The organism is Actinomadura macra NBRC 14102, assembly GCF_001552215.1.
GTDB classification, from domain to species: domain Bacteria; phylum Actinomycetota; class Actinomycetes; order Streptosporangiales; family Streptosporangiaceae; genus Spirillospora; species Spirillospora macra.
Genome location: NZ_BCQT01000010.1, coordinates 254,939 through 277,769, shown reverse-complemented (window position 1 = coordinate 277,769; position 22,831 = coordinate 254,939). Strand labels below are relative to the sequence as shown.

Annotated in this window: 24 protein-coding genes and 1 pseudogene; 14 read left to right on the top strand and 11 right to left on the bottom strand. The window is 66.8% G+C overall.

What is annotated here, in order from left to right; genetic code table 11:
• Positions 1 to 342: 342 nt before the first annotated feature.
• The gene (locus AMA02S_RS18045) at positions 343 to 693 is read right to left on the bottom strand and encodes a VOC family protein (RefSeq protein WP_067459841.1); all 351 of its coding nucleotides are present in this window, start codon (positions 691 to 693) and stop codon (positions 343 to 345) included.
• Positions 694 to 753: 60 nt separating this feature from the next.
• Between AMA02S_RS18045 and AMA02S_RS18040 the strand changes: the two genes are divergently transcribed.
• Entirely contained in the window at positions 754 to 1,284 is a 531-nt protein-coding gene (locus AMA02S_RS18040) for a TetR/AcrR family transcriptional regulator (protein WP_067459838.1), read from the top strand.
• Between the two features lie 46 nt (positions 1,285 to 1,330).
• Positions 1,331 to 1,507: a hypothetical protein gene (locus AMA02S_RS41885; RefSeq protein ID WP_218005014.1), complete on the top strand. Its 177-nt coding sequence runs from the start codon at positions 1,331 to 1,333 to the stop codon at positions 1,505 to 1,507.
• Here the strand turns inward: AMA02S_RS41885 and ligA are convergent.
• Both ligA and AMA02S_RS18030 read right to left on the bottom strand, forming a co-directional pair.
• Complete coding sequence (gene ligA / locus AMA02S_RS18035) at positions 1,504 to 3,495, bottom strand: NAD-dependent DNA ligase LigA (protein WP_067459835.1); 1,992 nt, start codon at positions 3,493 to 3,495, stop codon at positions 1,504 to 1,506. The two genes, AMA02S_RS41885 and ligA, sit on opposite strands and share 4 nt — an antisense overlap.
• Before the next feature lie 138 nt (positions 3,496 to 3,633).
• Positions 3,634 to 4,230 carry a MarR family winged helix-turn-helix transcriptional regulator gene (locus AMA02S_RS18030; RefSeq protein WP_084265273.1) on the bottom strand — a complete coding sequence of 199 codons (597 nt, stop codon included), beginning with the start codon at positions 4,228 to 4,230 and terminating at the stop codon, positions 3,634 to 3,636.
• A gap of 67 nt (positions 4,231 to 4,297) precedes the next feature.
• Between AMA02S_RS18030 and AMA02S_RS18025 the strand changes: the two genes are divergently transcribed.
• Positions 4,298 to 5,017 (top strand): SDR family NAD(P)-dependent oxidoreductase, encoded by a 720-nt coding sequence (locus tag AMA02S_RS18025; protein ID WP_067459831.1) that lies wholly within the window; start codon positions 4,298 to 4,300, stop codon positions 5,015 to 5,017.
• A gap of 171 nt (positions 5,018 to 5,188) precedes the next feature.
• Here the strand turns inward: AMA02S_RS18025 and AMA02S_RS18020 are convergent, their stop codons facing one another.
• Both AMA02S_RS18020 and AMA02S_RS18015 read right to left on the bottom strand, forming a co-directional pair.
• Entirely contained in the window at positions 5,189 to 5,551 is a 363-nt protein-coding gene (locus tag AMA02S_RS18020; RefSeq protein ID WP_157430665.1) for a hypothetical protein, read from the bottom strand.
• A 262-nt stretch (positions 5,552 to 5,813) separates the two neighbouring features.
• A complete protein-coding gene (locus tag AMA02S_RS18015; RefSeq protein ID WP_067459826.1) occupies positions 5,814 to 6,263 on the bottom strand; it encodes a YdeI/OmpD-associated family protein in 450 nt (149 codons plus the stop codon).
• Between the two features lie 313 nt (positions 6,264 to 6,576).
• On the opposite strand from AMA02S_RS18015, the gene AMA02S_RS18010 reads away from it, so the two are divergent.
• Together AMA02S_RS18010 and AMA02S_RS18005 are read left to right on the top strand one after the other, a co-directional pair.
• Positions 6,577 to 7,083, top strand: a complete 507-nt coding sequence (locus AMA02S_RS18010; protein WP_067459823.1) for a MarR family winged helix-turn-helix transcriptional regulator — start codon at positions 6,577 to 6,579, stop codon at positions 7,081 to 7,083.
• Positions 7,084 to 7,114: 31 nt separating this feature from the next.
• The gene (locus AMA02S_RS18005) at positions 7,115 to 7,948 is read left to right on the top strand and encodes an alpha/beta fold hydrolase (RefSeq protein WP_067459820.1); all 834 of its coding nucleotides are present in this window, start codon (positions 7,115 to 7,117) and stop codon (positions 7,946 to 7,948) included.
• A 175-nt stretch (positions 7,949 to 8,123) separates the two neighbouring features.
• Here the strand turns inward: AMA02S_RS18005 and AMA02S_RS18000 are convergent, their stop codons facing one another.
• On the bottom strand, positions 8,124 to 8,462 hold the full coding sequence (locus AMA02S_RS18000) for a TraR/DksA family transcriptional regulator (protein ID WP_067459817.1): 339 nt from the start codon (positions 8,460 to 8,462) through the stop codon (positions 8,124 to 8,126).
• A 1,520-nt stretch (positions 8,463 to 9,982) separates the two neighbouring features.
• On the opposite strand from AMA02S_RS18000, the gene AMA02S_RS43540 reads away from it, so the two are divergent.
• Positions 9,983 to 10,258, top strand: a complete 276-nt coding sequence (locus AMA02S_RS43540) for a MerR family transcriptional regulator (RefSeq protein ID WP_067459814.1) — start codon at positions 9,983 to 9,985, stop codon at positions 10,256 to 10,258.
• Between the two features lie 380 nt (positions 10,259 to 10,638).
• Complete coding sequence (locus AMA02S_RS17990) at positions 10,639 to 12,123, top strand: amidase (RefSeq protein WP_218005013.1); 1,485 nt, start codon at positions 10,639 to 10,641, stop codon at positions 12,121 to 12,123.
• A gap of 261 nt (positions 12,124 to 12,384) precedes the next feature.
• On the opposite strand, the gene AMA02S_RS17985 is transcribed toward AMA02S_RS17990, so the two are convergent.
• The gene (locus AMA02S_RS17985; RefSeq protein WP_067459811.1) at positions 12,385 to 13,116 is read right to left on the bottom strand and encodes a DUF899 domain-containing protein; all 732 of its coding nucleotides are present in this window, start codon (positions 13,114 to 13,116) and stop codon (positions 12,385 to 12,387) included.
• 301 nt (positions 13,117 to 13,417) lie between these two features.
• Here AMA02S_RS17985 and AMA02S_RS44245 point away from each other — a divergent pair, with 301 nt between their 5' ends.
• Complete coding sequence (locus tag AMA02S_RS44245) at positions 13,418 to 13,639, top strand: S8 family serine peptidase (protein ID WP_067459808.1); 222 nt, start codon at positions 13,418 to 13,420, stop codon at positions 13,637 to 13,639.
• 529 nt (positions 13,640 to 14,168) lie between these two features.
• A complete protein-coding gene (locus AMA02S_RS17975; RefSeq protein WP_067459805.1) occupies positions 14,169 to 14,393 on the top strand; it encodes a hypothetical protein in 225 nt (74 codons plus the stop codon).
• A 126-nt stretch (positions 14,394 to 14,519) separates the two neighbouring features.
• Here AMA02S_RS17975 and AMA02S_RS40425 read toward each other — a convergent pair whose 3' ends face one another.
• The 3 genes from AMA02S_RS40425 to AMA02S_RS17970 all read right to left on the bottom strand — a co-directional run bounded on the left by AMA02S_RS40425 (position 14,520) and on the right by AMA02S_RS17970 (position 16,309).
• A complete protein-coding gene (locus AMA02S_RS40425) occupies positions 14,520 to 14,939 on the bottom strand; it encodes an integrase core domain-containing protein (RefSeq protein WP_218005012.1) in 420 nt (139 codons plus the stop codon).
• Between the two features lie 318 nt (positions 14,940 to 15,257).
• On the bottom strand, positions 15,258 to 15,512 hold the full coding sequence (locus AMA02S_RS45030) for a DUF397 domain-containing protein (RefSeq protein WP_169806843.1): 255 nt from the start codon (positions 15,510 to 15,512) through the stop codon (positions 15,258 to 15,260).
• 149 nt (positions 15,513 to 15,661) lie between these two features.
• The gene (locus AMA02S_RS17970) at positions 15,662 to 16,309 is read right to left on the bottom strand and encodes a hypothetical protein (RefSeq protein WP_067459802.1); all 648 of its coding nucleotides are present in this window, start codon (positions 16,307 to 16,309) and stop codon (positions 15,662 to 15,664) included.
• 417 nt (positions 16,310 to 16,726) lie between these two features.
• On the opposite strand from AMA02S_RS17970, the gene AMA02S_RS17965 reads away from it, so the two are divergent.
• The 4 genes from AMA02S_RS17965 to AMA02S_RS43530 all read left to right on the top strand — a co-directional run bounded on the left by AMA02S_RS17965 (position 16,727) and on the right by AMA02S_RS43530 (position 21,076).
• Positions 16,727 to 17,596, top strand: a complete 870-nt coding sequence (locus tag AMA02S_RS17965) for a helix-turn-helix domain-containing protein (RefSeq protein ID WP_067459799.1) — start codon at positions 16,727 to 16,729, stop codon at positions 17,594 to 17,596.
• A 671-nt stretch (positions 17,597 to 18,267) separates the two neighbouring features.
• Positions 18,268 to 19,113: a DUF1206 domain-containing protein gene (locus AMA02S_RS17960; RefSeq protein WP_245667628.1), complete on the top strand. Its 846-nt coding sequence runs from the start codon at positions 18,268 to 18,270 to the stop codon at positions 19,111 to 19,113.
• A 766-nt stretch (positions 19,114 to 19,879) separates the two neighbouring features.
• Positions 19,880 to 20,323 carry a hypothetical protein gene (locus AMA02S_RS42920; protein WP_067459793.1) on the top strand — a complete coding sequence of 148 codons (444 nt, stop codon included), beginning with the start codon at positions 19,880 to 19,882 and terminating at the stop codon, positions 20,321 to 20,323.
• A gap of 594 nt (positions 20,324 to 20,917) precedes the next feature.
• Positions 20,918 to 21,076: a hypothetical protein gene (locus tag AMA02S_RS43530; RefSeq protein WP_218005011.1), complete on the top strand. Its 159-nt coding sequence runs from the start codon at positions 20,918 to 20,920 to the stop codon at positions 21,074 to 21,076.
• Between the two features lie 195 nt (positions 21,077 to 21,271).
• Here AMA02S_RS43530 and AMA02S_RS43525 read toward each other — a convergent pair whose 3' ends face one another.
• The gene (locus AMA02S_RS43525) at positions 21,272 to 21,532 is read right to left on the bottom strand and encodes a hypothetical protein (RefSeq protein ID WP_218005054.1); all 261 of its coding nucleotides are present in this window, start codon (positions 21,530 to 21,532) and stop codon (positions 21,272 to 21,274) included.
• A 281-nt stretch (positions 21,533 to 21,813) separates the two neighbouring features.
• On the opposite strand from AMA02S_RS43525, the pseudogene AMA02S_RS44240 reads away from it, so the two are divergent.
• Positions 21,814 to 22,020 (top strand): annotated as a pseudogene (locus AMA02S_RS44240) (tyrosine-type recombinase/integrase); the annotation flags it as partial.
• Positions 22,021 to 22,831 lie beyond the last annotated feature (811 nt).

Genomic DNA, 22,831 nt, shown 5'->3' with positions numbered 1-22,831 from the left:
AAGACGGAAGGCCATTGCGGTGGCGTATGAGATTTTCGATACGCCCGCGATACACGCAATCCCCGCAACAAGGAACGGCGCGCGGTGCGCCCCGGCTATCCGCGACTGCCGTTCCTCCCTCTGTGCGGGTAGATCCGCTCCGCACCACGGCGCTCCGAGATACGGGTCTCCCTGATATTCAACCCAATTCTGACGTACTGCAATCACAGGACTACAGAACACAAAGAGGTGGCTTACCTGAGATGGGTCAACCAGGGAACAGGAGAACCTTTATGAAGATCATGTCACATGCGGCACTGGGTCTGGCGGCCACCGCACTCGGCGTCGGCGCCACGGTGGCTCCTACGGGGCGCCTTGATCTGCCGCCTGGTCCATGACGTAGAGCGTCGCCCCGCCTGGATCCTTGTAGGTGGCCAGGCTGCCGCCGGGAATCTCTGACGGCGCTTCGACGACGGCGAGCGTCTCCGGGCGGGCGGCGTGGAAGGCCTCGACGCTGTCGACGACGAACAGCGGCCCGACCGGCGCCTTGGGGTCGTGTGCGTCGAGCATGAGCTGGACGTCGGTGCCCGGCAAGGCCAGCGCGACGGTCGCGTCACCCTCCCGCCATACCTCGTTGAATCCGAGGCTGTCGCGGTAGAGGGCGAGGGAGGCCTTCAGGTCAGAGGTGGGGACGAACAGGAACTCGAGCTTCATGGCTCATCCTTCCATGCTGCGTAACTAGACTTTCGGAGAGCATAACGCCATTATGTTCGGGTGCGCGAGTGGATCCCGGTCTCGACCTCCCCGAAGGGCCGGCTTGCGCTCGCCGCGGTCAAGGAGTTCGGAACGCGCCCTTTCGACGAGGTCACGGTCGCTGAGCTGGCGGCGGCAGCGAAGGTCACCACCGGCGCGCTCTACCACCACTTCGGTAGCAAGCTCGGGCTGTACGCCTTCGTGCGAGCGGACGTCGAACGGCGCCTGCTGGACCGGATGGAGGGCGCACTAGCGGCCGCGGGATCAGGGTCGGACCACTCGGCGGCGGTGACATCGGCGTTGCTGGTCGGGCTGGACTTCGCCGTCCGCGAGGGCTTCCTCCGCATCCTGGGAGACCCACCCGCGGGCACCGGACATGACCGCCTGGCCGAGATGCTCAGCGAGCATGCCGTCCCCGCGGTACCGCTTCTCGGCCAGGTGCTCGCGGCGGCCTGGCGTGCGGCACTGGCAGCTGTCGCCCAAGGCGCGGATCCGCAGCACGCCCGCGCTGCCATCGCGGCTCTCAGGCTCCACGTGCCCGACTGCCGATAGCGGTATTGATCGGCCGGGAGGCGGATGTGGGCTCCACGACCGTGCGGTGCTCCGCGGCGCGTGCCGTCCGCGCGTGCACCGGGCGCTGGCCGGAGAGGCGTTGCCCACCGACGTGCAGCGGGCGGAGAACCTGCACGTCCGGCGTTTCCGGGCCCAGTTGCACAGACTGCTGGACGCTCTCAACGGGACCGCGGCCCTGCGGCAGGGAGCCCCCGGTCTCTAGATGACGCCGGCGTCGGCGAGCCAGCGCCAGAGTTGGTCCTGGTCGACGACGGTGACTCCGAGCTTTTCGGCCTTGCCGGTCTTGGCCGCGCCGACGTTGTCGCCGGCGAGCAGGTAGTCGGTGCTGGCCGAGACCGACGACGCGGTCGTCGCCGCCATCTGCTCGACCAGGCGCGTGACGTCCGGACGGCTGATCTTCGCGCCCGAGCGCGGGTCGGTGAACGCGCCGGTGATCACGACCGACTTGCTCTTGAGCGGCGAGTCGACCGCGGCGGCCGTGTCGACCGGCCGGTCCGTATCCAGTACATCGAGGTTCACGCCGCGCTCACGCAGCGCCGCGATCTCCTCCTGGATCTCCGTGCGGGCGAAGAAGGCCACGATGCTCTCGGCGACCTTCGGCCCGATATCGCGGATCGCCACCATGTCCTCGACCGTCGCCGCCGCGATGTCCTCGATGCGCTCGTAGCCGGCCAGGCACAGGCGCTTGGCCGTGCCCTCGGAGGCCATGGGGATCGCCAGCCCGATCAGCGCGCGACGCAGGCCCATGTCCTTGGCGGACGCGATCGAGTCGACCATGTTGTTAGCGCTGACCTCGCCCATTCGCTCGTAGCCGAGCAACTGCTCGGCCGTCAGGTCATAGAAGTCGCTTCGGCGTTTGAGCACGCCGTCCTCGGCGAGCTTCTCGATCCAGACGTCGCCGACGCCCTCCATGTCGGCGGCCTGCCGCGAGGCCCAGTGCATCAGCCGGCGCGTCGCCTGCGCCGGGCACTGCAGGTTCACGCACCAGCGCTCCTCGCCGGTGCCGCGGACCTCCAGTTCGGAACCGCACGAAGGGCAGTGCGCGGGCGGGACGATCTCGACCTCGCTCCCATCGCGCTCCTCCGGCAGCGAGCGGCCCGCGAACGGGATCACGTCGCCGCGCCGCACGACCGCCACCGTGTCACCGATCCGCAGGTCACGTTCACGGATCAGCCGCGGGTTGTGCAGGGTGATGTTCTCCACCGTCACGCCGCCGACGAACACGGGCGCGACCTTCGCGCGTGGCGGAACGCGGCCGATCTTGCCGACCGGCCACCCGACCGACAGCAGCTTCGTGAGCTTCTCCTCCGGCGGATACTTGAACGCGATCGCCCCGCGCGGCTCGGCGCTGTTGAATCCCGCCGCGTCGAAAGCCGCCGGGTGGTGCAGCCGCACGACCGCGCCGTCGATGTCGTAGTCCAGCCCGTCGCGGCGGCCACCGATCTCGTGAATCGCGTCCATCACCTCCTCGACACTCACGCACACGTACTGGGCGACCGGGTCGATGCCCGCCGGGACCTCCACCGCGACGCCGTCGCGATCAGCGCCGAACGCGAAGAACCGCAGCAGTCGCTTGGCCCGCGCGGCCGCCTCCGGGTCCTTCAGCACGAGCGTCCCGGCGGCGCCCGACCGCGGGTTGGTCAGCGTCCGGTCGGGGTGCGCTTCGTTGTAGGCGGCCCACACCGACCGCAGCATCACCGCCTCGCCGCGGACCTCGATGCGTCCAGGTGCCTGGATCTCGGCCGGCAGGCCCGGAATCACGTGGCGCACCTTCGCGGTCACCAGCTCGCCGAGTGTGCCGGTGCCGCGCGTGGCGACGTAGTCGAGCCTTCCGTCGATGTAGACGACGCTGAGCGACAGCCCGTCGAGCTTCTCCGACACGCGGAAGACCTGGCCGCCGAAGCGCCCACAGAAGGTGCCGATCTGTTCCTCGCTCGTCGCCTTCGCCAGCGAGAGCATCGGGCGCGCGTGGCGCACGATCGGGCCGGTCAGCTCCGCAGGCGCGTTGACCTTGCCGAGAGGGCTGTCGGCGGGCTCGAGGTCCGGGTGCTCGGCGACGAGCGCCGCCAACTCGTCCTTCAGCGCGTCATAGTCAGCGTCCGGCAGCGGGCTGTCGCCGGCGCCGTAGTACAGGTCGTTCAGCCGCTTGACCTCGGCGGTCAGCTCAGCGATGCGCTCTCCTACGTCCACCCCTCGATTAAACGCGGTGGCACCGACAACGAGTAGGGGCGACCACTGGGTGGTGTGCGCGGGCCTGGTCTGCTTCCCGAGACGGTCGGCCCTCGCTGCACCCACCTGACCTGCACGACGGAATTGTCGGGCATGGCTTCAGTCCTGCCCGACATGCGTTATCCGGTCGTCGCCGGCGCGATGCTGAACCTGCTGGAGAAGAACGCGGAGTAGCTCCGCGAGCTGGGTCTGCTGGTCGGATGTGAGCCCGCTGATCATTTCGGCTTCCCGGTGGAGGACCTGGTCAACGGTTGCCTCGACCACCTCGTGCCCGGTGGCCGTCAGCGTGACCTGAACCGTGCGGGGGCGCCCCTGGGCGGGGTGGCGTTCCACCAGGCCTTTGCGTTCGGCACGGGCGACGCGCTGCGAGATCGCTCCGGCGGTGACCAGGGAGCGCTGACTGAGCTCACGGGTGCTGAGCGTGTAGGGGGGACCGCTTCGACGCAGGACGCTGAGCAGGTCCAGGGTGGCGGCGTCCACCCCGGCGCGGGCGAGGATCCAGCGCCGATCGTCACCAAAGAGCTTGGCCAGTTGCCAGATCGGTGTGACGATTCGGATCGAGGAGACCGGCGTGCCTGGACGCTCCCGCTCCCAAGCGCCGGCGATTTCGTGGACGAGATCGCCGGCGGTACCGGCCTCCGGCAGCGACTGTGTCGCACCGTCCTCTGTGCCCTCTGTCCTGGCCCCTGTTGCCATGCGCTTCTCCTCGGATGCTATGTTTAGATCTAAATTTAGACCTAAACAACAATGAGGAGCTTAGCTTATGCCACGCAACATCCTGGTCACAGGTGCTGGTACGGGCATCGGCCGCGCCATCGCCCGCCGTTTCGCCGAGCGGCACGAGGCCGTCATCATCACCGGCCGCCGCCCAGGTCCCCTCAAGGCACTGGCGGACGAGCTCGGTGCCCGAGCCCTGGTGTGCGACCACACCGACCCCGAGGCACTCGTAGGAGTCGTGGCAGACCTGCCCGACAGGATCGAGGTGCTGGTCAACAACGCGGGAGGGAACACCGACTTCGACGCCGACGGCAGGTCGGACCTGGCCGCGTACGCCCGGGATTTCCGCGCCAACCTTGACGCGAACCTGGTCAGTGCCGCACTGACGACGAAGGCGCTGGACGAGCGTCTCGCCGCGGGCGGCGCGGTGGTCAGCATCGGATCGATCGCCGCCGATCAGGGCGCGGGCTCCTATGGGGCGGCCAAGGCGGGGCTCGCGGCCTGGAATCTGGATCTGGCGGGCGAACTGGGCGCGCGCGGGATCACCGCCAATGTCGTTTCGCCCGGCTACGTCGCGGACACAGAGTTCTTCCGGGACCGGCTGTCGGACGAAAGGCGTGCGAACTTGGTCTCCGCAACCGCGACCGGCCGCGCCGCCTCCCCGGACGACATCTCCGAGGCGGTGCTCTTCCTCGCTTCACCGGCGGCACGCCACATCACAGGGCAAGTGCTGAACGTGAACGGAGGTGCGCACAGAACCCGCTGAACCCGCCCGCCCGAGCGGAAGCCACAGGCCTCAAGGCGTAACCCCAGACATCCGAGGTAGCGGTTGAGCAAGGTGCGGAGAGCGCCAGCACGGACCGTCCCGGCGGGCGCTTTGTTCCGGCAGCCCGGCTGGAGAGAACCCGGGGCCGAACTGCCGGAACGCATCCGGGGGCTAGGTGGTCTGGTACTGCAGCAGCCAGCTCGCTGGGGCGTTGTCGACCATGTCGTTGGGGCCCCTCTTCACCCGGCCGATGCTGACCTTCTGCGATGAGGCGGGGAGCTGGTCACCGACGCGGGGGCCGCCGGCGGTGAGGTCGTAGGTCTTGACGGTGGTCCAGGTGCTGCCGTTGTGGACGGCGACCCGGAGCCGCACGTCCGCCCAGTCGCTGCCGAAGCTGATGTAGCCGTCGCCGGCCCAACCGCCCTGGTTGGCCATCGGGACGGCCAGGACGATCGCGTACTGGTAGTGGATGAGCCCACCGTTTTCGTTGATCGCGAAGCCGTGGGGGATCTCGCCGGTCTGGAATGCCTGCATCCTGCTCCTTTCGGTCCGGTGCGGGCGCGCCAGCCGGAGCAGGGCGCCGAGCACCGGTGAGGGGCGGCCCTTTCGATCAGCGGCCGACCGGGGCCCTCCCTCAGCCGCCCGCCAAGCAGATCGTAATCAGGCGGATGCGTAAAGTCAGATACATGGCGGTGAAATGGCCGGACACGCCAGCCATCTGTCCCGTTGCGGCAACCGCCGACCGGCGCCAGGTAGATCACGGACTTCACCGAATCCGGTGGACTCCAATGCCCTCTCAGCGAGGTTTGCCCTGGCTGAGTGTCCCGATGGACTTGGCGATGCGCCGCTGCCGGGTCTGTTCGGTCTCGGCACCCTCGATCTGCAGCACGTGGTAGCGCTGGTTGCTGTAGGACAGGCCGTCCCAGGTCTGCTGCGCCGCCGGTTCCGCGGCAAGGGCCTGCGCGAAGTCCTCGGGAACCTCGACCACGCGAGGCGAGGTGTCCAGTTCGAGGACGACCTCGATCTCCTCTCCCGCCTCGACACCCGCCCGGTTCCGATTGTCGGCGGCCAACGGCAGCATGTACCGGTCACCGTAGACGGCGACCGTACTGCGGTAGCTGTGCCCGCCGATGGTCACCTTCACCTTCGGCTTCTTGCCCGCCTCCAACTGCTGGACCACCTCGGCGGGAACCTCGAAGCCGGTCGCGGTCTTACCGCCCAGCTCGACTCTGGTCCGGAACTTCATCACCGCGCAATTCCCCCGATCGTCCACTCCTCCGGGCTCCGGGCGCCGGGGAGAGCCTCCTCCGTCGAGCATGGTTTTGTCATCTTTGTCCCGCTCAGAGCCTAGTTTCGTTGCCGTGACCTGCGCCTTCGCTGCGAGGTTGGCGTCGATGCCCCTGCGGGCGAGGATCTGCGGCTGGCCTGCCACAGCGCGTCCCGATGGCGGAGCGGGCGTTCTGGTCCTTCGCCGAGGTGGGAACGGTCGGGGCCACAGAGCTTGACTCATTTCGCTCAGCATATAGCTTACTAACTAAGCGATTAAGAGAGGGGTATCAGTGCGGACAGCGGGCGAGACTCCGGTTGAGCACGACCTCGTCGAGGAGATCGTCGGGCGGCTGGCCCGGCGGTACAGCACCGCGACCGTCCTGCTTCACCAGGCGGCCGCCGAACGGCTCGGTCTCGGCCCGGCCGACCACAAGTGCCTGGACCTGCTGCGTGAGCGCGGGCCGATGACCGGCAGCAGGCTGGCCGTGCTCACCGGGCTGACCAGCGGCGCGATCACCGGAGTGGTCGCGCGGTTGGAGCAGGCCGGGTACCTGCGCCGCGAGCCCGACCCGCACGACGGGCGCAAGCAGATCTTGCATCCGGTCCCCGACCGGATCGAGGACCTGTCCGCCGTGTTCATCCCGCTGCGCCGCGATATCGCCGCGCTGCTGGAGGACTTCGACGTGCCTCAGCTCACGGCCATCGCGCAGTTCCTGGCCCGTGCCGCGGACCACTCCCTCCGGCATGCGGCCCTGCTCCGGGCGGACACGCGCTCCGGTGCCCCACTCGAAACGTGACTGCTCACCGAGCCGACCAAGGAGGAAGCGCATGAGTGCCCTGGACGTCCCCGGAGCCCGGCTCTACTACGAATGCCGTGGGAGCGGCCCCACCTTCGTCCTGGTTCCCGGGGCCAACGGCGATGCTCGGGTGTTCGGCAAGGTCGCCGAACACCTGGCGGAGCACTACACCGTCATCACCTACGACCGGCGCGGGTTCTCCCGCAGCACCCTGCACGGAGCGCAGGACTACGAACACCGGCTGAAGACCGACGCCGATGACGTCCGGCGGCTGATCGAGCACGTGGGCGAAGGTCCCGCGACCGTGTTCGGCACCAGTTCCGGAGGTGTCATAGTGCTGGAGCTTCTGGTACGGCATCCGTCGGTGGTCGCCACACTCGCCCCCTACGAGCCGGCGGCCATGAAGCAGTTGGACGACGCCCAGCATTGGCTGGATCTTCTTTTCGGCCTGTACGACCTGTACCGCCGATCCGGCATTGAACCCGCCTTGCAGGACTTCCGTGAGCTGTTCTCCGAGGCGGATCGTCCCATCATGAGCAGGGCGACCAACCGCGAGCTCAACGAGCACGCGCACGCCAACGTGACCTACTGGTTCGAACGCGAACTGCGCCAGTACACCACCGTAGACCTCGACATCGACGCGCTCACCCCCCATGCCGGCCGGATCGTGCTGGTCTCGGGCGAGCAATCACGCGGCTACCCCAATTACCGCGTCAACCAGGAACTCGGCCGGAAACTGGGACGCGAGGTGATCGAATTGCCCGGCGGCCACACCGGTTTCGCCGCCCACCCCGCCGAGTTCGCCCGCAGACTCCGGGACGCCACCATCCTGCCGCCCCATCACGACGTCACGTCCCAGCCGTGAACTAGCCTCCAAATTCTGACCTGCGCATTCTTCGCACCCACCCCGGACACCCTGTTCCAGCACTTAGGGTGTCCACTCCGCAGGGGAGGGTGCGGTAGAGGAGTTTGGCATAGGAGGCTATAGGTGATGGCCTGTTAGAGGAGGACCGAGGCATGCTGGCGGTGCCGGGAGTGGGTCAGGTATTGGCGCAGGCGAAGCAGGTACGGGTAGACGGCCGGGCGGCCAGGCGCTCCGCCCCGATGGGGCCACCGCATTGTTCGCAGGCTCCGTAGCTGCCCTCACAGAGTCGGTGCAGTGCGGCGTCTATGTCGGCCAGACGTGCGCGGGCACGGGCCAACGATGTCTCGACTTGGGCGCGTTCAAATGCGATGGTGGCGCCCTCCGGGTCGTGCTCGTCGTCCGTATTGGCCTGAGCCGAAGCCTCAACGACACCGTCCCAGTCCCCGTTCAAGGACGCCAGGAGCTTAAGAGTGCTGGCACGGTCAGCGATCAGGCGTTCCTTCGCAGTCGCCATATCAGTCACTGTGCCCCCACGCTTCTTTCACATCGGACCGGCCGCGACGCCCTGCTGCATGCGAGCACGCGCTCCTTGTCAGCACAACCGCAGGCCGCCCAGGCTGTGTTCCCAGGTTCCCGACGTCCGGCACGACGTCCACCGCCATCGCCGTACCGCCGCACACGCACTCGGGCATTGCGCGCCCGATGAAGCCACACCCGCTGCGAGCGACCTTGAACAAGAGCCGGAGGGGGAACTTTCGTCGCCCAGTCTCCGGTCATCGCGGCTAACGGACCCGGTGAACGGGTGGTGGTCCTCCAACTGGGGTGAGACCGGAACCCCGTGGGCGCCTACGACGGCGGTATCTCATTGGGCCTGGCGCCCCTTCCCAGCCGCCGCAGGGTGCGTGTCCAGGGGCGGCTCAGCACAGCGGGGGTCGCCGTTGTTGGGTGGGGTGGACGGGCTGGCCGCTGGAGTTGGCGGACCAGGGGGTGCGGGGGCAGCCCCGGGCAGCGCTGGCCCTCAAGCCTGCCCGGACCAGCCTTGTCTGCGGGTGAACAACCTCTTGATCTCCTCATTCAGGCGCTTCCGCCGCTGCTCACGGCGGGTGGGCCTGTGGTTGATCGACTGTAGAACCAGGACTGGGAGACCCCCAAGGCCCCGGAAGGCGATCGCATGCGGGATACCGAAGGCGGGTCCTCTGGGACGCGCGGCGGATGATCCTGGAGGAGTTGCAGATCGAGACCGATGCCGCCGACCCCATCCCAACGCAGCGCACGCGTGCCACCGTGCATCGCGCTGTCACCCGCCTCATCTGCTGAAACCGCCCACCACACGGCCCCGGAGACCCGAACTCGGCGCGTGTCTACGCACCGGCGGCAGACAAACGCACCAGCCGATCCCCGAAAATCTCTGCCAGTCAAGGTAGATATTCGCAGCGACGTGGGGTACTGTTCCTGACATCGACGAAGAACAAGTCCATGAGACGTGGCAGATGACGAACTGCCCGCACGGATGGATGGCGCGGGCCAGGCGTGTCGAGGTCAACGCAGTGAAAGGGACCCCGGCAGCTGGCCGCGCGCCCGGCGGCCAACAGGCCGCCGGTGATGTGAAGGCAAGTGGCAACAGCGCAGGAAACGCAGGTAAGGAAGATACGGAAGGAGGTTGGCGGCACCATCGGGATCGCCCGTCGCAGGCTCCAATCACGCCGCGCGGGTACCGCAGCCCCACAGATTGGACGGTGGTCTACGGTCACGCATCCGCGATCCCCGCGCCCCCGCCTCCGGCGGCTGGCGTGGAAGCTATCCGGCCGCAACGCCGGATAGATGGTGTTGTACCTCATGGCCCCGGCGCCGCCTTGGCGCCGGGGCCCGTCGTTTCCCCAGAACGCATTCGGCACCTATGACAGTACGGAAGGTTTTGTGAGAGCACCTCAGCCGGCTGGGTCCGGCACCCACCCAGCACAGGATGGCCCCGGCACCGAGCTCGACACCAGGCTGGACGACAAGCTAGACGATGAGGACTACCCCGCCTACAGCATGGGCCGTGCCGCCGAAATCCTCGGCGTCACCCCGGGGTTCCTGCGCGGCCTGGACGTCGCCAAGCTGTTCGTCCCGCAACGCTCGCCCGGCGGCCACCGTCGCTACTCCCGCTACCAGCTGCGCTTGGCCCAACGCGCCCGCGACCTGGTCGATCAGGGCACCGCGCTGGAGGCGGCCTGCCGCATCATCATCCTGGAAGACCAGCTCGCCGAAGCCCAGCGCATCAACACCCAACTCCAACAGCGCATCAACCAGGACGCCGAACGGGACTGATCGGCCATGGGCCCCAGCACCAACGCCTCCCGACACCGCCGCTCCCTCGATCCTCGCGATATGTGCGCTTGGTTGGGCTTGCGTGCACGGCCGCGCAGGGCGCCGCGCCGCATGAACCGTGCGCCCTGCGGCTCGTCACGACCGGCTGGGCCGAACGCACACCTCGCGTGCTGTACGTCGAGGCGCCAATCGGTGACGAGGAGGCCGATGTGGCAAGACGAAGGCGGAACCGGCACAACCGAGCAGCGGCCTTAGCGGCCAGTATCGTCGTCCTGACGGCGCCTGTGATCACAGCCGGTGCGGCAACGGGTAACGGTGCCGCGCCTGGCGGCGCAGGCAACCGGGCGACACCGGCCGACATCGCTGAATGGGTGGTGACCATGGACGCCACCAGGTTGCGCGAACTACTGGCGAGCGGCCAGGTCACCTCGGTCCGATTGGTCAAGGCGTACCAGGCGCGCATCGATGCCTACGAGGAGGCCTACGCTGACCAGCCCGGTGTCAACGCGGTCATTCGCAGGGACCCGGCGGCGATCGCCGATGCCGCCCGGCTCGACGCCGAACGCCGCCAGGGGCGTGTCCGCGGCCCGCTGCACGGCATCCCGCTCCTGATCAAGGACAACTTCGATACCGAGGACCTGCCCACATCCAACGGCTCGCTGGCGCTGAAGCACTGGCGCACCGCCGATGACGCCGAGCAGGTCGCGCGGCTGCGCGCGGCTGGCGCGATCATCGTCGCCAAGACCAACCTGCACGAGTTCGCCTCCGGCGTCGAGACCATCAGCTCGCTCGGTGGACAGACCCGCAACCCCTACGACCAGACCCGCAACCCGGGCGGCTCCAGCGGCGGCACGGGTGCTGGCATCGCAGCCGGCTTCGGCGCCGCCGGCCTGGGCTCAGACACCTGCGGCTCCATCCGCAGCCCGGCGGCCCACAACAGCCTGGTCGGGTTGCGGCCGAGCCAGGGTCTGTCCAGCCGCGACGGTATCGCGCCTCTCTCCGACACCCAGGACGTCGGCGGCCCCATCGCCAAGTCGGTCAGCGACATCGCACTGATTCTGGACGCCACTGCCGGATACGACCCGGACGACCCGTCCACCAAGGCGTCCATCGGACGGATCCCCCGCACCTACACCGCCGCACTGCACGACACCGCTCTGGTCAACGCCCGCATCGGCGTGTTCACCCCTTACCTGAGCACGTCGGGGCCCGCGCAGACGACGACAACGCTCGTCCGGACGGCCGTCCAGGACATGGCCTCGCAGGGCGCGACCATAGTCGATCTGCCGGCCCAACCCGCGCTGGTGTCGGCAGTGGACGCCTCCAGCGTGTTCACCGACGAGATCGAACGCGACCTCAACCGCTACCTGGCGACACCAGGCTCACGATTCCCGCGTTCGCTGGCCCGGCTGGAGCCACCGGCTCACATCGTGACCCTGGCCGACATCGTCACCTCCGGCCAGGTCACGCCCACGGTCCTGAAGCGGCTCAAGGAACGGCTGGGCACCTCGACCGGCCCGCAGGACGCCTACCACCAGCGGCTGGCCCGGCGCGCACAGGCGCAACGGCTGCTCCACAAGCTGTTGAGGGACAACGACCTGGACGCATTGGTCTACCCGGCGGTCTCACAGCAGGCCGCGCTGATCGGGCAGCCTCAGGAGGGGCTCAGGGTCTGCGCGCTCGCCGCCAATACCGGTTTCCCCGCCCTGACGATCCCAGCCGGCTTCACACCCGACGGAATGCCGGTAGGAGTCGAACTTCTAGGACGGCCGTTCAGCGAACCGAGACTGCTCGGGCTCGGGTTCGACTACCAGCGAGCGACAGATCACCGCCGACCACCGGCAAGTACCCCGCCCCTGAACTGATCCCGCCGTCGCAAACGCCTCTGCGCCAATGTTGTGCACAAGAGGTGTTGAGTTCGCGCTCGCTTCACCGCCTCACTGAGGAGTATCGAAGATACGAGCATATGCAGTGGTCGCCTCCGCGGGTTCGGTAGATGTGCGTGTGATCGTCCGGCCGTACCTGCTGCCATTGCGCGGGTCACGCCGCCAGTGCCAGGCGGAAGCCCAGGTTATCCGGGCGGCAAGCCGGTGGCGCGCCTTCATCTGACCCCACGGTTCACATCGCTAGGACACAGCAGACCTCGCCTGCCTCGCATCGGTGTCTCCGTCCGGGCCGTAGAGCCGGGCGACGTCGGGAGAGTCGAGCCACTTGGAATAGGTGGGCGATTTCGGCCAACCCTCGGGTGAGTCCTGCCATTCCTCCTGGCGGCCCCACGGCAGGACGTCGATCAACGCGAAGCTGTAGCTGAGCTGTTCGGTACCGCGGCCGTCGGTGTGCCAGGTGCGGTAGACCTTGCCGCCGTCGCGAAGGAACACGTTCACCGCGAAGCCCGCGCCGGGGGGCGCGCCCACGTCGGCGCCGAACGGGCTTTCCGACGACGAGTACCAGTCCATCGTGTTGCCGACCTTGGCTTTGTAGGCCAGCGCTTCTTCGATGGGCCCGTTGGTGACGATGACGAATCGGGCATCGTAGTTGTCGAGGAAGCCCAGCCGGACGTACTGCGACGTCAGTCCTGTACAGCCGCCGCACTGCCACTCCGCGCCATCGGACCACATGTGGTTGTAGACGATGAGTTGGGAGCGCTCGTCGAATACGTCGACCAGTCGGATCGGGCCGTCCGGACCGATGAGCGTGTAGTCCGGGAGCTCGACCATCGGCAGTCTGCGGCGCTGCGCAGCGATCGCGTCGAGCTCACGGGTGGCGGCCTTCTCCCGCAAACGCAGATCGTCGAGCGCGGTCTGCCAGGTCTGCCGGTCGACGACCGGGGGTAGGGCGTTGGTGATCTGCTCGCTCACGGTTCCTCCTGGGCTCGGATGGATCTGCTCTGATGTGTTGACCAGCGACGGCCGCGGAAGTCATCGCGCTCGGATCCGGTCGTTTGAACTTCGTGCCGATCCGGCCAAGCGGCTGCTGCGGCACCAGATCACGGTGCTGGAGCGTCAGGTGCGCGGGAAGCGGGTGCGGCTCGCCGGAACAGGGCCGGTACGAGCTCACCGCTGTCAAATCGGGTGACACCTACGCTTACACCCATCGCACAGGGCACGCCTGGGGGGGGCGGGGCGGCGCGCGCCGACGCTCCGGGCATGCCCGTGTCGTGTGCGTCATCGCGAGGCGGCGGCGGCCGCCAACTTGCTGCTTGCGGGGGATCTCAACGCCGCAAAGATCGGCGGCGCCGACGCGGAGTGGGGGAACCTCAGCGGCAACTCGACCACGATGAGCGGCACGTCGATGGCCTCGCCGCACGCGGCGGGGGCCGCCGCCCTCTACCTGTCAGCGCACCCGGGCGCACCCCGCAACAAATCCAGGACGCACTGGTGAGGACAGCAGAGTCCGGCAAGCTCAGCGATACCCGCAGCGGTTCCCCGAACCTGCTGTTGAACGTGGCCAAGCTCGGCTGAGAGATTCGGCGGCGGCGACCGCTGAGGCCAGGCTCACCCAGGTGGCCGCACCCGTGAGCCTAGCCTCCGGGCACATTCCCACAGGACCCAGCAGCCCTCGTGCCGAGATCGCACTGGGCAATATGCGCACGTACCTGGCACTCCCAGACTTGAGCCCATCGGACTGCGGCCATCGTGATGACGCCGCCGCGGCTCTGGTGGGAGGTCGTGCTCGGCGACCCGCGCACGCCGCGAAGGACGCCGTCCCCAACGCAGGGACTGCCGATGCGATTGAGGACCAGCTACATCGTGGCCCTCAAGCAGGATCTCCGAGTCGCGTGTCCGAAAGTTGGGTGGCGCTACCTACCCCGGCTTGTTCCGGTCTGCTGTTCACCCGATCATGGAGGCCGCAATGATCTTGAATTTGAACTCACCTGCTCTCACGTCCCGATCTCCCTGGGGATTTCACGATGCGCTCCACGAGCAACTCCACTCTCACCGCCAAGACACAACTGGAAAGCGATTTCTCCGAGTGGAGGTTTCTGATCTCCGACCGCCGCCGCTGGTGGGCATTGCGCGGCCCGCTGTCCAGCGAGCAGGTCAACGAGGTCGATACGGTGGATGCCGATACCCCTGAAGACCTCCGAGCCCAGCTCGCACGGATCACCTCGAGCTCGCGCGGCCAGGGAAGGTGAGGCTCTCCGAACAAGGGAAAGATCATGCGGATGCCGAGGATGAAGCGTTGGGTGCAGACCTGCCGCCTGTGGGGCTTCAAATTTAGATTCTGGCTTTGAGTTGCGTTTTCGTGGATGCGTTGATCGTTATGAGGCATTGCGGTATTCGTTGATCACGCCGCCGAGGAGTCGTGTCCGGCGAACGGTGGTGTTGACCTTGATGGGGATCGGTTCGGGTGGGGGAGTAGGCGGTGGTTCTCCCAGGGAACGATGTGGACGATGGCCGTTGAAATGATCGGCATAGGTCTTCAGCACGGCTTGAAGAGGGTTCCGAGAGAAGATCAGTAGCCGGTCGGTACATTCGCGGCGGACGCTGCCGACCCACCGCTCGGCATAAGCATTTGCTCGTGGGGTCTGCGGTCGTGTCCGCGGGACGGCGATGACGGCCGCAGTGAAGACGGCGTCGAAGGCGTCGGTGAGCTTGGTGTCCCGGTCGCGGACGAGGAAACGAAAACGCTGAGCGCTCTGGTCCAGGTCCGTCAGCAGATTCCGGGCCTGCTGCGTCACCCACGTGCCCCTCGGGTTGCCGGGAACCCGGCACGTGGACCCGGCGGGTGGCGATCTCCACCACGAAGAACACGTTATCCGCTGGAGGAAGACGGTATCAACGGTGAAGAAATCGCAGGCCAGAACGCCTGAGGCCGGGGCGCGCAGGAACGTGATCCAGGACGTGTCGGTCGGCACCTCGACCGAGCCGAGTCCTATCGCGGCCGTCAGGTGCAGCAACTTCAACTGGCCCGCGACATGCTCTCACCCGGAGGCCCGGAAGCCGCCCGATGTAACCTTCCGGGCCTCTGCAATTCTCAGAAAGGAGGGGTGTTTCGTCTATCTGAGGTCAAGCTGTCCGGCTTTGATACGCCCGAGGAAGCTGGCCATGACATCTCGGTCGAGTATGATGACAGGACTCGAATCGTCGAGGACACTGTCGCGGACGCCGGTCATTCCGGTACCCAGGGCGCTCACTTCGAGGCAGCCGCTGGTCGCCCCGCAGAACCGGCTCTTGCGCCACCTGTCTCGCTTCGAGTCCGGACCTGCCGGGTGGGTGTATGACTTTGATGGTTCGGTGTCTGCGGCTGCCATGTGCATGCGAATCCTCTGCGGGGATGACCTGATCTGAAGTGGACAAATGCGACCACGCTCCCTGTCGAGAGCGCTGTTGCATTCGCTACTAAGAATGTCGGACCCATGCAAGAGGTTTTTGGTGGAACAAGCGAGTCATAGTAAAATCGTTACGTACTTTCCGTAAGCACACGGAGAGAGTCGAGCGCAACCGATTCGTCGGCACCGGGGATGTGAATCCAACCGTAACGGGTCAGCCCGCAGACGTTGACCTCGACCGCGCGCTCGTACGACTGCGGACATAAGCCGGAGTATCCGTGGATGACGATCGCCTCATATATCTGCTGGGAGACGACCAGTGCGAGAGGCACGCTCGTCTCGCGTAGAGCGGAGCGGACCGCGTCGGCGTTGAGGAGGCGGAAGGCCGCGTCGATCTCCGCGCCGAACGGCCCGTGGTCGTCGCGGAGCAGATCACCCGCGTGGACGACCGCACGCATGCGCAGCCGGTGGGCGGGACGGTCGGCGGGCGGCAATGCGGTGTTGTAGTCGACCAGCAGGCGCGTAAGCGCGGGGATGAGCGGGTCCAGCAGGCGTGACCTCGGCACCTCGTCGGTCGGCTGGATGAGGACGAGGGCGCCGTCACCACGGTCCTCGATGGGCTCGCAGGACTGCTCATCGATGCCCGCCGCCTGCATCGCCTGATGCAGCAGCAGATAGAGCTGGTTCCGCAGCTCGACCTTGATCAGATCGGTGCGGGTCGACGAGCTCTCCAGGTCGAGCGCGAGGATGCTTCGGTGAAGGGGGCCGCAGAGGGGCAAGGTTTCGTCCTCCCATCCCCAATCGGCGGACGAGTCGTCCGCGACGCAGAGGTCGCCACCGCCGAGGTGGCATGTCCCGACACCGCGCCATCGCGATCACGGGCACTCGACACAGTGCTTTGCCTCGGGCGGTTGAATCCGAGGCGACCTACTCCCCTTGGGGCCAATCATGCCCGCCTCCTGGCGCTCGTGCACCATGCACGGCTTGATTCACTTGGCTAATCATGCAAATCTATCCATGTGGTGACACGCTGTTTTCGGATTGCCCTCAAGTTTGGACAAGTCCTAGAGTAATATGTGCGCTGCAACATGCATCGAGGGTTTCACGTGGAGATAGCCGATCGTTCTCCGACAGCTCAAGATCCGTGACGCCAGGTGGCCTTCGCCATTCCTGGCCGCCCTTAGGAAGAGTGGGCCGTGCCGACATCTCAAGCTCCGTCCGTGCGGCGCAGACGCCTGGGTGTCGCGCTGCGTCGCATGCGTGAGGACCGTGGTCTCAGCGCCGAGACGGTCGGACGGCGTCTGCGTTGGTCGGCCAGCAAGGTTTCGCGAATCGAAACAGCGCGGATCGGTGTCCGGGAGCCCGACATCAAGCGCATGCTCAAGCTCTACCAGGCCGAAGACCGCGCGCTGACCGAGCTGCTCGCCCTGGCGCGCGAGGCGGCGAGCCCTGGTTGGTGGGCCCGCTATGTGGGCTTGCCACAAGATCAGGCCGCCTACTGCGCGCTGGAGGACGAGGCCGACGTCGCGCTCGCCTATGACCCTCAATGGGTCACGGGGCTACTGCAGACGGAGGATTACGCGCGTTGCATGATCCTGGGCTGGGCGGAGATCGTTCCCGCACCGGCGACAATCATTGAACGCGATCTTCAAGTACGTTTGAAGCGCCAGGAACTTCTGCGGGCACCGCGTTCTCTGCGGTTGTCGGTGATCTTGGATGAGGCCGTGCTCCTGCACCGCGTAGGAGACGCTAAGATCATGCATCGGCAACTGGAATGGCTGGTGGAAATTGCGGCTCTGCCGAATATGGAATTGCGGATACTGCCGTTGGATGCCGACCACAGCGCTGCTCTTCAAGCGTTCACTCTCCTGGAGTTCGCGCCCTCCTTCGAGGTCACCTTTCCCGCTGTCGTGCACAGTGAGAGCCATCCGCTGAGCCTCGTCCAGGACGAGACGGTCACGCACGAGCATCGCCGCGTCTTCGACTGGCTGACGCAACGGAGCCTCGCTCCTGCGGACTCCGTTCACCTGATCGAGCGGACCGCCGCTCGCGCCTGGCGTGTCTGAAACGCCTCCGGATGTGCCGGAAGGCCGTAGAGGCGAGGCATAGCGCGGCGACGTTTCGACCAGGCCATGCAGTCCACGCGAGGCACGGATCCGCGAGCCCGGGAGGGCCTGCTTCTTCCCTGCGCGAGTACGCCGGACGCCCTAAGCCGACGGGCTGATCGGGGAGATCGGGGCGGTATCAAGGGCTGCGGTGCTGGCGGCTGGAGTTGCCGGCCGAGGCCCGGTCTCCGAATGTGCGACCAGCCCATCCTCACAGTCATAGCAGTCGCCGATCGAGCCCATCAGCCTGGACGCCTTGGCGCGCTGGGTGAACACCCAGGAGGTGAACTGGCGTCCCGCCTTGACCGATCCAGCACCTTCCGGCGGAAACTCAGGGGATAGCTCCGGCGCGTCCTGGGCCTCTCTCCAAGATCGAGGGCATCAGGATTCCAGCAAGCCGACCCCACCGAACCCGAGGTACATCACGGCTTCACCGAAGCCGGGAGACTCCAGCCGAGGAGGAACTGCTGCGGCTGCGCCGGGCCCACTGGTCGGCCGTTGACGGTTGTGGGCGTACTCGTTGGAGCACAGAGGTAGGTACGGGTAAACGTGCAGAGCTGATCACCCTGTTTGCCGTGGTTTGACCCTCGAAGTGCTGGGCACAGGCGCGCCGACGTTGAGGAGGGCGACCGATGACGCCGAGTATGACGCGGAGCAAGGCGCAGCGGGCCGGGCGGCAGGCCGCGGGACACGGCCTGTTCCACGCGCTGTCCCGCGCGGGACTGGCGACCCATGGGATTATCTATCTGCTGATCGGATGGCTCGCGCTCCAGATCGGGCTAGGCCGCGGCGGGGCGGATGCGGACAAGAAGGGCGCGCTGCAGACCGTCGTCGACAACCCCGGCGGCATGGTCATGCTGTGGCTGCTGGTGGTGGGGTTCGCCGGGATGGCGCTGTGGCGGTGCTCGGAGGCGCTGTACGGCCAGCCGGTGCCGGACGGGAACAAACCGACCAAGCGGCTGGCCTCGCTCGCCCGCGCTGTGATCTACACCGCGATCTTCATCAGCGTGCTGCTGTACGCGCTGGGGCGGGGCGGCAAGTCCAGCGACGAGCAGTCCAAGAGTTTCACCGCCCAGGCGATGGCCGAGCCCGGTGGGCGCTGGCTGGTGCTGGCAGTCGGCCTGGGTTTCCTCGCCTACGGCATCGCGAACATCATCAGCGCCGTGCGCCACGAGTTCCTGGAGGAACTGCGCACGGAGCAGATGAGTCGGAGGGTCCGTACCGGCGTCAAGGTGCTCGGCGTGATCGGCACCAGCGCCCGCGGCCTGGTCTTCGCCGGGATCGGCGTCTTCATCGCGCACGCGGCGATCACCTTCGACGCCGATAAGGCCAAGGGCCTGGACGGCACCTTGCGCGAACTGGCCGACACACCGGCAGGCCCGTGGCTGCTGGTCGGCGTCGCGATCGGCCTGATGCTCTACGGCGCGTACAACTTCTGCGAGGCCCGCTGGCGCAAGGTCGAAGCCGTCCGCTCCTGACCGGCGGCACGGCAGGTACGGCGCCAGCACGCACCAGCCGGGATCGTCGGTCAAGGCGACCTTGGCCTTGCCCTTCCCCCGGCCCGCGCACGACGAGGACCAGCCACTCGCAGAGGCGGCCCCAAAAGGCCAGAAGAAACTCTGCACGATTATCTATACCCGCCTCTGCACCTCTTGGAGTACCCGACAACGGTGGCTGGATGGCTGGCACGGTGGCTGGAGAGCCATCCCGGGGAGCCATGCCGGGGCGGCGTCGACGGTGGCCGGGTATGGCGATCATGTCCGCCGGTATCTGGAGCCGCTGCTGGGCGATCTGCTGGTGGCGGAGGTGTCGGTCGGGCATGTGGACCAGATGTTGGCCGCCATCGTCCATGACCATCAGCAGGCGGGCCGCCGGTTGACGGCGGCGACGCTGAGCCGGATCCGTGCGACGTCGCGGGCGGGCGTTGAATGCCGCACTGTGGGCGGGGTTGATCGAGGAGAATTCGGCGTCGTTCAGCAACCGGGTGGTCGCGCTGGACCGCACTACCGTGGCTGCGCTGCGCGCGCACCGCACCTGGTAAGAGGCCGAGCAGGCGGCGTTCGGCGACGGCTACCGCGACAGTGGGTATGTGTGCACCAACCTCAACGGAGAACCGATCTCTCCAGGCTGGCTCACCCACCAGTTCCAGAGGCTGATCGCCGAACAAGAGATGCCACCGATCTGGTTGCACGATCTGCGGCATGGCGCGGCGACTCTCGCCCTGGCGGCGGGGTGGATTTGAGAGTGGTGCAGGAGATGCTGGGCCATTCCAGCATCGTGCTCACCGCCGACACCTACACCAGCGTCCTGCCCGAGGTCGCCCATACCGCGGCGGAGAAGACCGCCGCACATCTCCTGCATGCCGCGGGCACCGTTCCCGGCACCAACCGCCGACGCGGCAAGGGCCCGGTCCGCCGCAAACGGCGCGCCCCACGCAACGGCCCGGCCCGCCTGCCACTACCCGAACGGAGGGCCACAGCCCGTCGCGTCCTCGGGCCCGACCACCCGGGTGACCCGGCGCGTCCCCATCGGCTCGACGCCGCGTCTCACTTCAGAGCCTCGGCTCCCCGCATACCGGATACCCGACTCAGGAAGGCCAACCGCATACAGTTGCCGCACCGGCCAAGCCAGTCGGTGCGCGATCCAGCCTGCCTGCTCCAGACCTACGAGGAAGACCAGTGCCCATAGGGCTTTGTCTCAAGGACTCGCCCCCAGGTGGTCCTCATCCCGGTCTCAGGCACGATCGACCGCGGGTGGTGTGAAGCCTGTTTGTGCTGGTCAGGGGTGGTGGGTCGCGTGGGACTCGACCCCTGCGCTTGCCGATAATTGCGGTCACGCAGGTGAAAGGCGTGGATGGGTGCTCCGGGTGCCGCGCTTGATCAGCTGCGAAACAGGCGGCGGCAAGGCGGTCGCCGCGGGATGATGGGCGGCTGTGTTCTTGTGACTGGCCTGCTTGACCGCGGTGAGCACCTTCGCGGTCCTGTGTCTCCTGCCGATGACCGATCGGGAGAAGGACGCCAAGATTTTGGTGCTGCGGCACCAGATCACCGCGCTGGAGCGCCAACTCGGCGGCGCACGGGTGCGGTTCACCGTCCCCGACCGGGCACTGCTTGCGACGCTACTGCACCGAGTCCGTCCCAGTGTCATTCCGGCGGATGCGGCTCGTGGTGCGGCCGGACACGGTGTTGCGCTGGCACCGCGACCTGATTGCGGGCTGGCATGCCGCCCGATCCAAGCCCAAGCGGCCCGGGGCGCCCACCGACCGTCCGCTCCATCCGCACGTTGGTACTGCGCCTGGCGCGGGAGAACCCTAACTGGGGCTACCGGCGAGTGCACGGCGAACTGCTGGTGCTCGGCGTCACGGTGGCGCCTTTCACGATCTGGGAGATCCTCAAGGACGCCGGTGTCGGTCCGGCGCCCGAGCGTTCCGCCACCACCTAGGCCAGCTTCCGGAGTTCCCATGCCGAGGCGCTGCTGGCGTGTGACTTCCTTGGAGACCGTGAGCCTCACCAGCGCCCGCATGTACGCTCTGGAGGTCATCGAGCACCACACCCGCCGTGTCCGCGTTCTGGGCGTCACCGCTCACCCCACCGCGGCGTGGGTGACCCAGGCGGCCCGGAACCTGGTCATGGACCTTCAGGGGGCGCCGGCTGCCGGGCGCGGTTCCTGCTCGGTGACCGGGACCGCAAGTTCCCTGACCTGTTCGGCACCGTCCTGGCCGATGCCGGCATCCAGACGGTGCTCACCGGGGTGCGGATGCCGAGGATGAACGCGGTGATGGACGGGTGGGCGCAGACCTGCCGCGAACTCCTCGACCGGACTCTGCTCTGGAACCAGCGGCACCTGCTCCACGCCCTCCGCGAGTTCGAGACCTTCTACAACGAGCGTCGGCCTCACCAGGGCATCGCCAACGCCCGCCCGCTGAAGCCACTGCCTCCACCGATCACCGAACCAGACCAGACCGCCCACCTGAACATCCGAAGAACGCAACGTCTGGGCGGAACCCTCAACTACTGCCGCCGCTTCTGGAACAGCTCAGAGAGCACAGGGCTGTACAGGAGGCTGAGCGTGACCGGGCGGGAGAAGGTTGGGAGGATTGGGATCTTGTTTGGTGCCTGCCGACCGGTCGCCCGATCGAACGGCGGTCGGACTGGGGAAAGTGAAAGGCGCTTCTCACGGCGGCCGGTATCCGAGTTGACGCCTACCGGCTGCACGACGCGCGGCACACGGCCGGCACATTGCTCGGAGAGCAGGGCGTAGACATTCACGTCATTCAGCGCATCCTGGGGCACGCCCAGCTCAGTACGACGCGCCGGTACACCCACCCCACGGACGGACTCACGGCTGGCGCCATGGGACGCATGGGGGATGCTCTCTGGGGCTGATCTGGCCGGAACCGCAACCCAAACCGCAACCCGGACGGGTCAGGATGGGCGTCGCACCTGGCGTTTGCCCTGGTCAGGGGTGGTGGGTCGCGTGGGACTCGAACCCACAGCCTACGGATTAAAAGTCGGCTACCTACGTATCGGCCCGGCATTATCAGTGTCGGCCTGTGTCGTTCTGTCCGCATCCAGCCCGATCTCCGTGCCACAAGATGCCGCCGTATACCGATCCGTTTCGGAACCGCCGAGCCGACAACGAGCCAACATGGTCTGTTGGCGATCTTGTAGCTTCCTCGCTGGCACCCCGCCTGACCCACCCAGACTGGTTTTCGGCATTCGTGGAGTTCGAGACCTTCGGAATCCTCAAAGAGTACAAGCGTGCAGCGTGACCTGCACGGATGGAGCTTTGGCATACGCAATGCTGTGCTTCCTCGTTTCATGGACAAGGCGACCAGCCGCAGAGTAGCCGATATAGTTGAAAACTAAAGTACTAATGATTGCAGATCCTGATCGCGAATACTTTAGATATCAAGCAGATTATCTTCGGTGGGTTTCGATCGAGTGCGGTGAAAGAAATCTTCGTCGGCTGTCACCTGGGAAGTTGCGGCAGACAGTGCATTGACTGTGGCCAATGACGATCAAGTAAAGAATACTTTACTCATCAAGATCTCAGATTACTTGATCTCGGCGGTATGAGCTCCTATGTTTTCCGTAACCCCGCATTCCAACTCCCCCAATCGAGAGGGCAAGGAATGAGGATCAGAACGGCCGCATGTGGCTTGGCGGCTTTAGTCGGGGCAGTAGCAAGTTCCCT

Bases quoted from the DNA above. Each gene is read 5' to 3' on its own strand.
- AMA02S_RS45030 (WP_169806843.1), bottom strand. From the start codon at position 15,512: ATGGCAGCCGCAGACACCGAACCATCAAAGTCATACACCCACCCGGCA.
- AMA02S_RS17975 (WP_067459805.1), top strand. From the start codon at position 14,169: ATGCGCTCCACGAGCAACTCCACTCTCACCGCCAAGACACAACTGGAA.
- AMA02S_RS18045 (WP_067459841.1), bottom strand. From the start codon at position 693: ATGAAGCTCGAGTTCCTGTTCGTCCCCACCTCTGACCTGAAGGCCTCC.
- AMA02S_RS17990 (WP_218005013.1), top strand. From the start codon at position 10,639: ATGGACGCCACCAGGTTGCGCGAACTACTGGCGAGCGGCCAGGTCACC.
- AMA02S_RS18015 (WP_067459826.1), bottom strand. From the start codon at position 6,263: ATGAAGTTCCGGACCAGAGTCGAGCTGGGCGGTAAGACCGCGACCGGC.
- AMA02S_RS17960 (WP_245667628.1), top strand. From the start codon at position 18,268: ATGACGCCGAGTATGACGCGGAGCAAGGCGCAGCGGGCCGGGCGGCAG.
- AMA02S_RS18025 (WP_067459831.1), top strand. From the start codon at position 4,298: ATGCCACGCAACATCCTGGTCACAGGTGCTGGTACGGGCATCGGCCGC.
- AMA02S_RS43540 (WP_067459814.1), top strand. From the start codon at position 9,983: ATGGGCCGTGCCGCCGAAATCCTCGGCGTCACCCCGGGGTTCCTGCGC.
- AMA02S_RS18005 (WP_067459820.1), top strand. From the start codon at position 7,115: ATGAGTGCCCTGGACGTCCCCGGAGCCCGGCTCTACTACGAATGCCGT.
- AMA02S_RS18030 (WP_084265273.1), bottom strand. From the start codon at position 4,230: ATGGCAACAGGGGCCAGGACAGAGGGCACAGAGGACGGTGCGACACAG.
- AMA02S_RS18000 (WP_067459817.1), bottom strand. From the start codon at position 8,462: ATGGCGACTGCGAAGGAACGCCTGATCGCTGACCGTGCCAGCACTCTT.
- AMA02S_RS18020 (WP_157430665.1), bottom strand. From the start codon at position 5,551: ATGCAGGCATTCCAGACCGGCGAGATCCCCCACGGCTTCGCGATCAAC.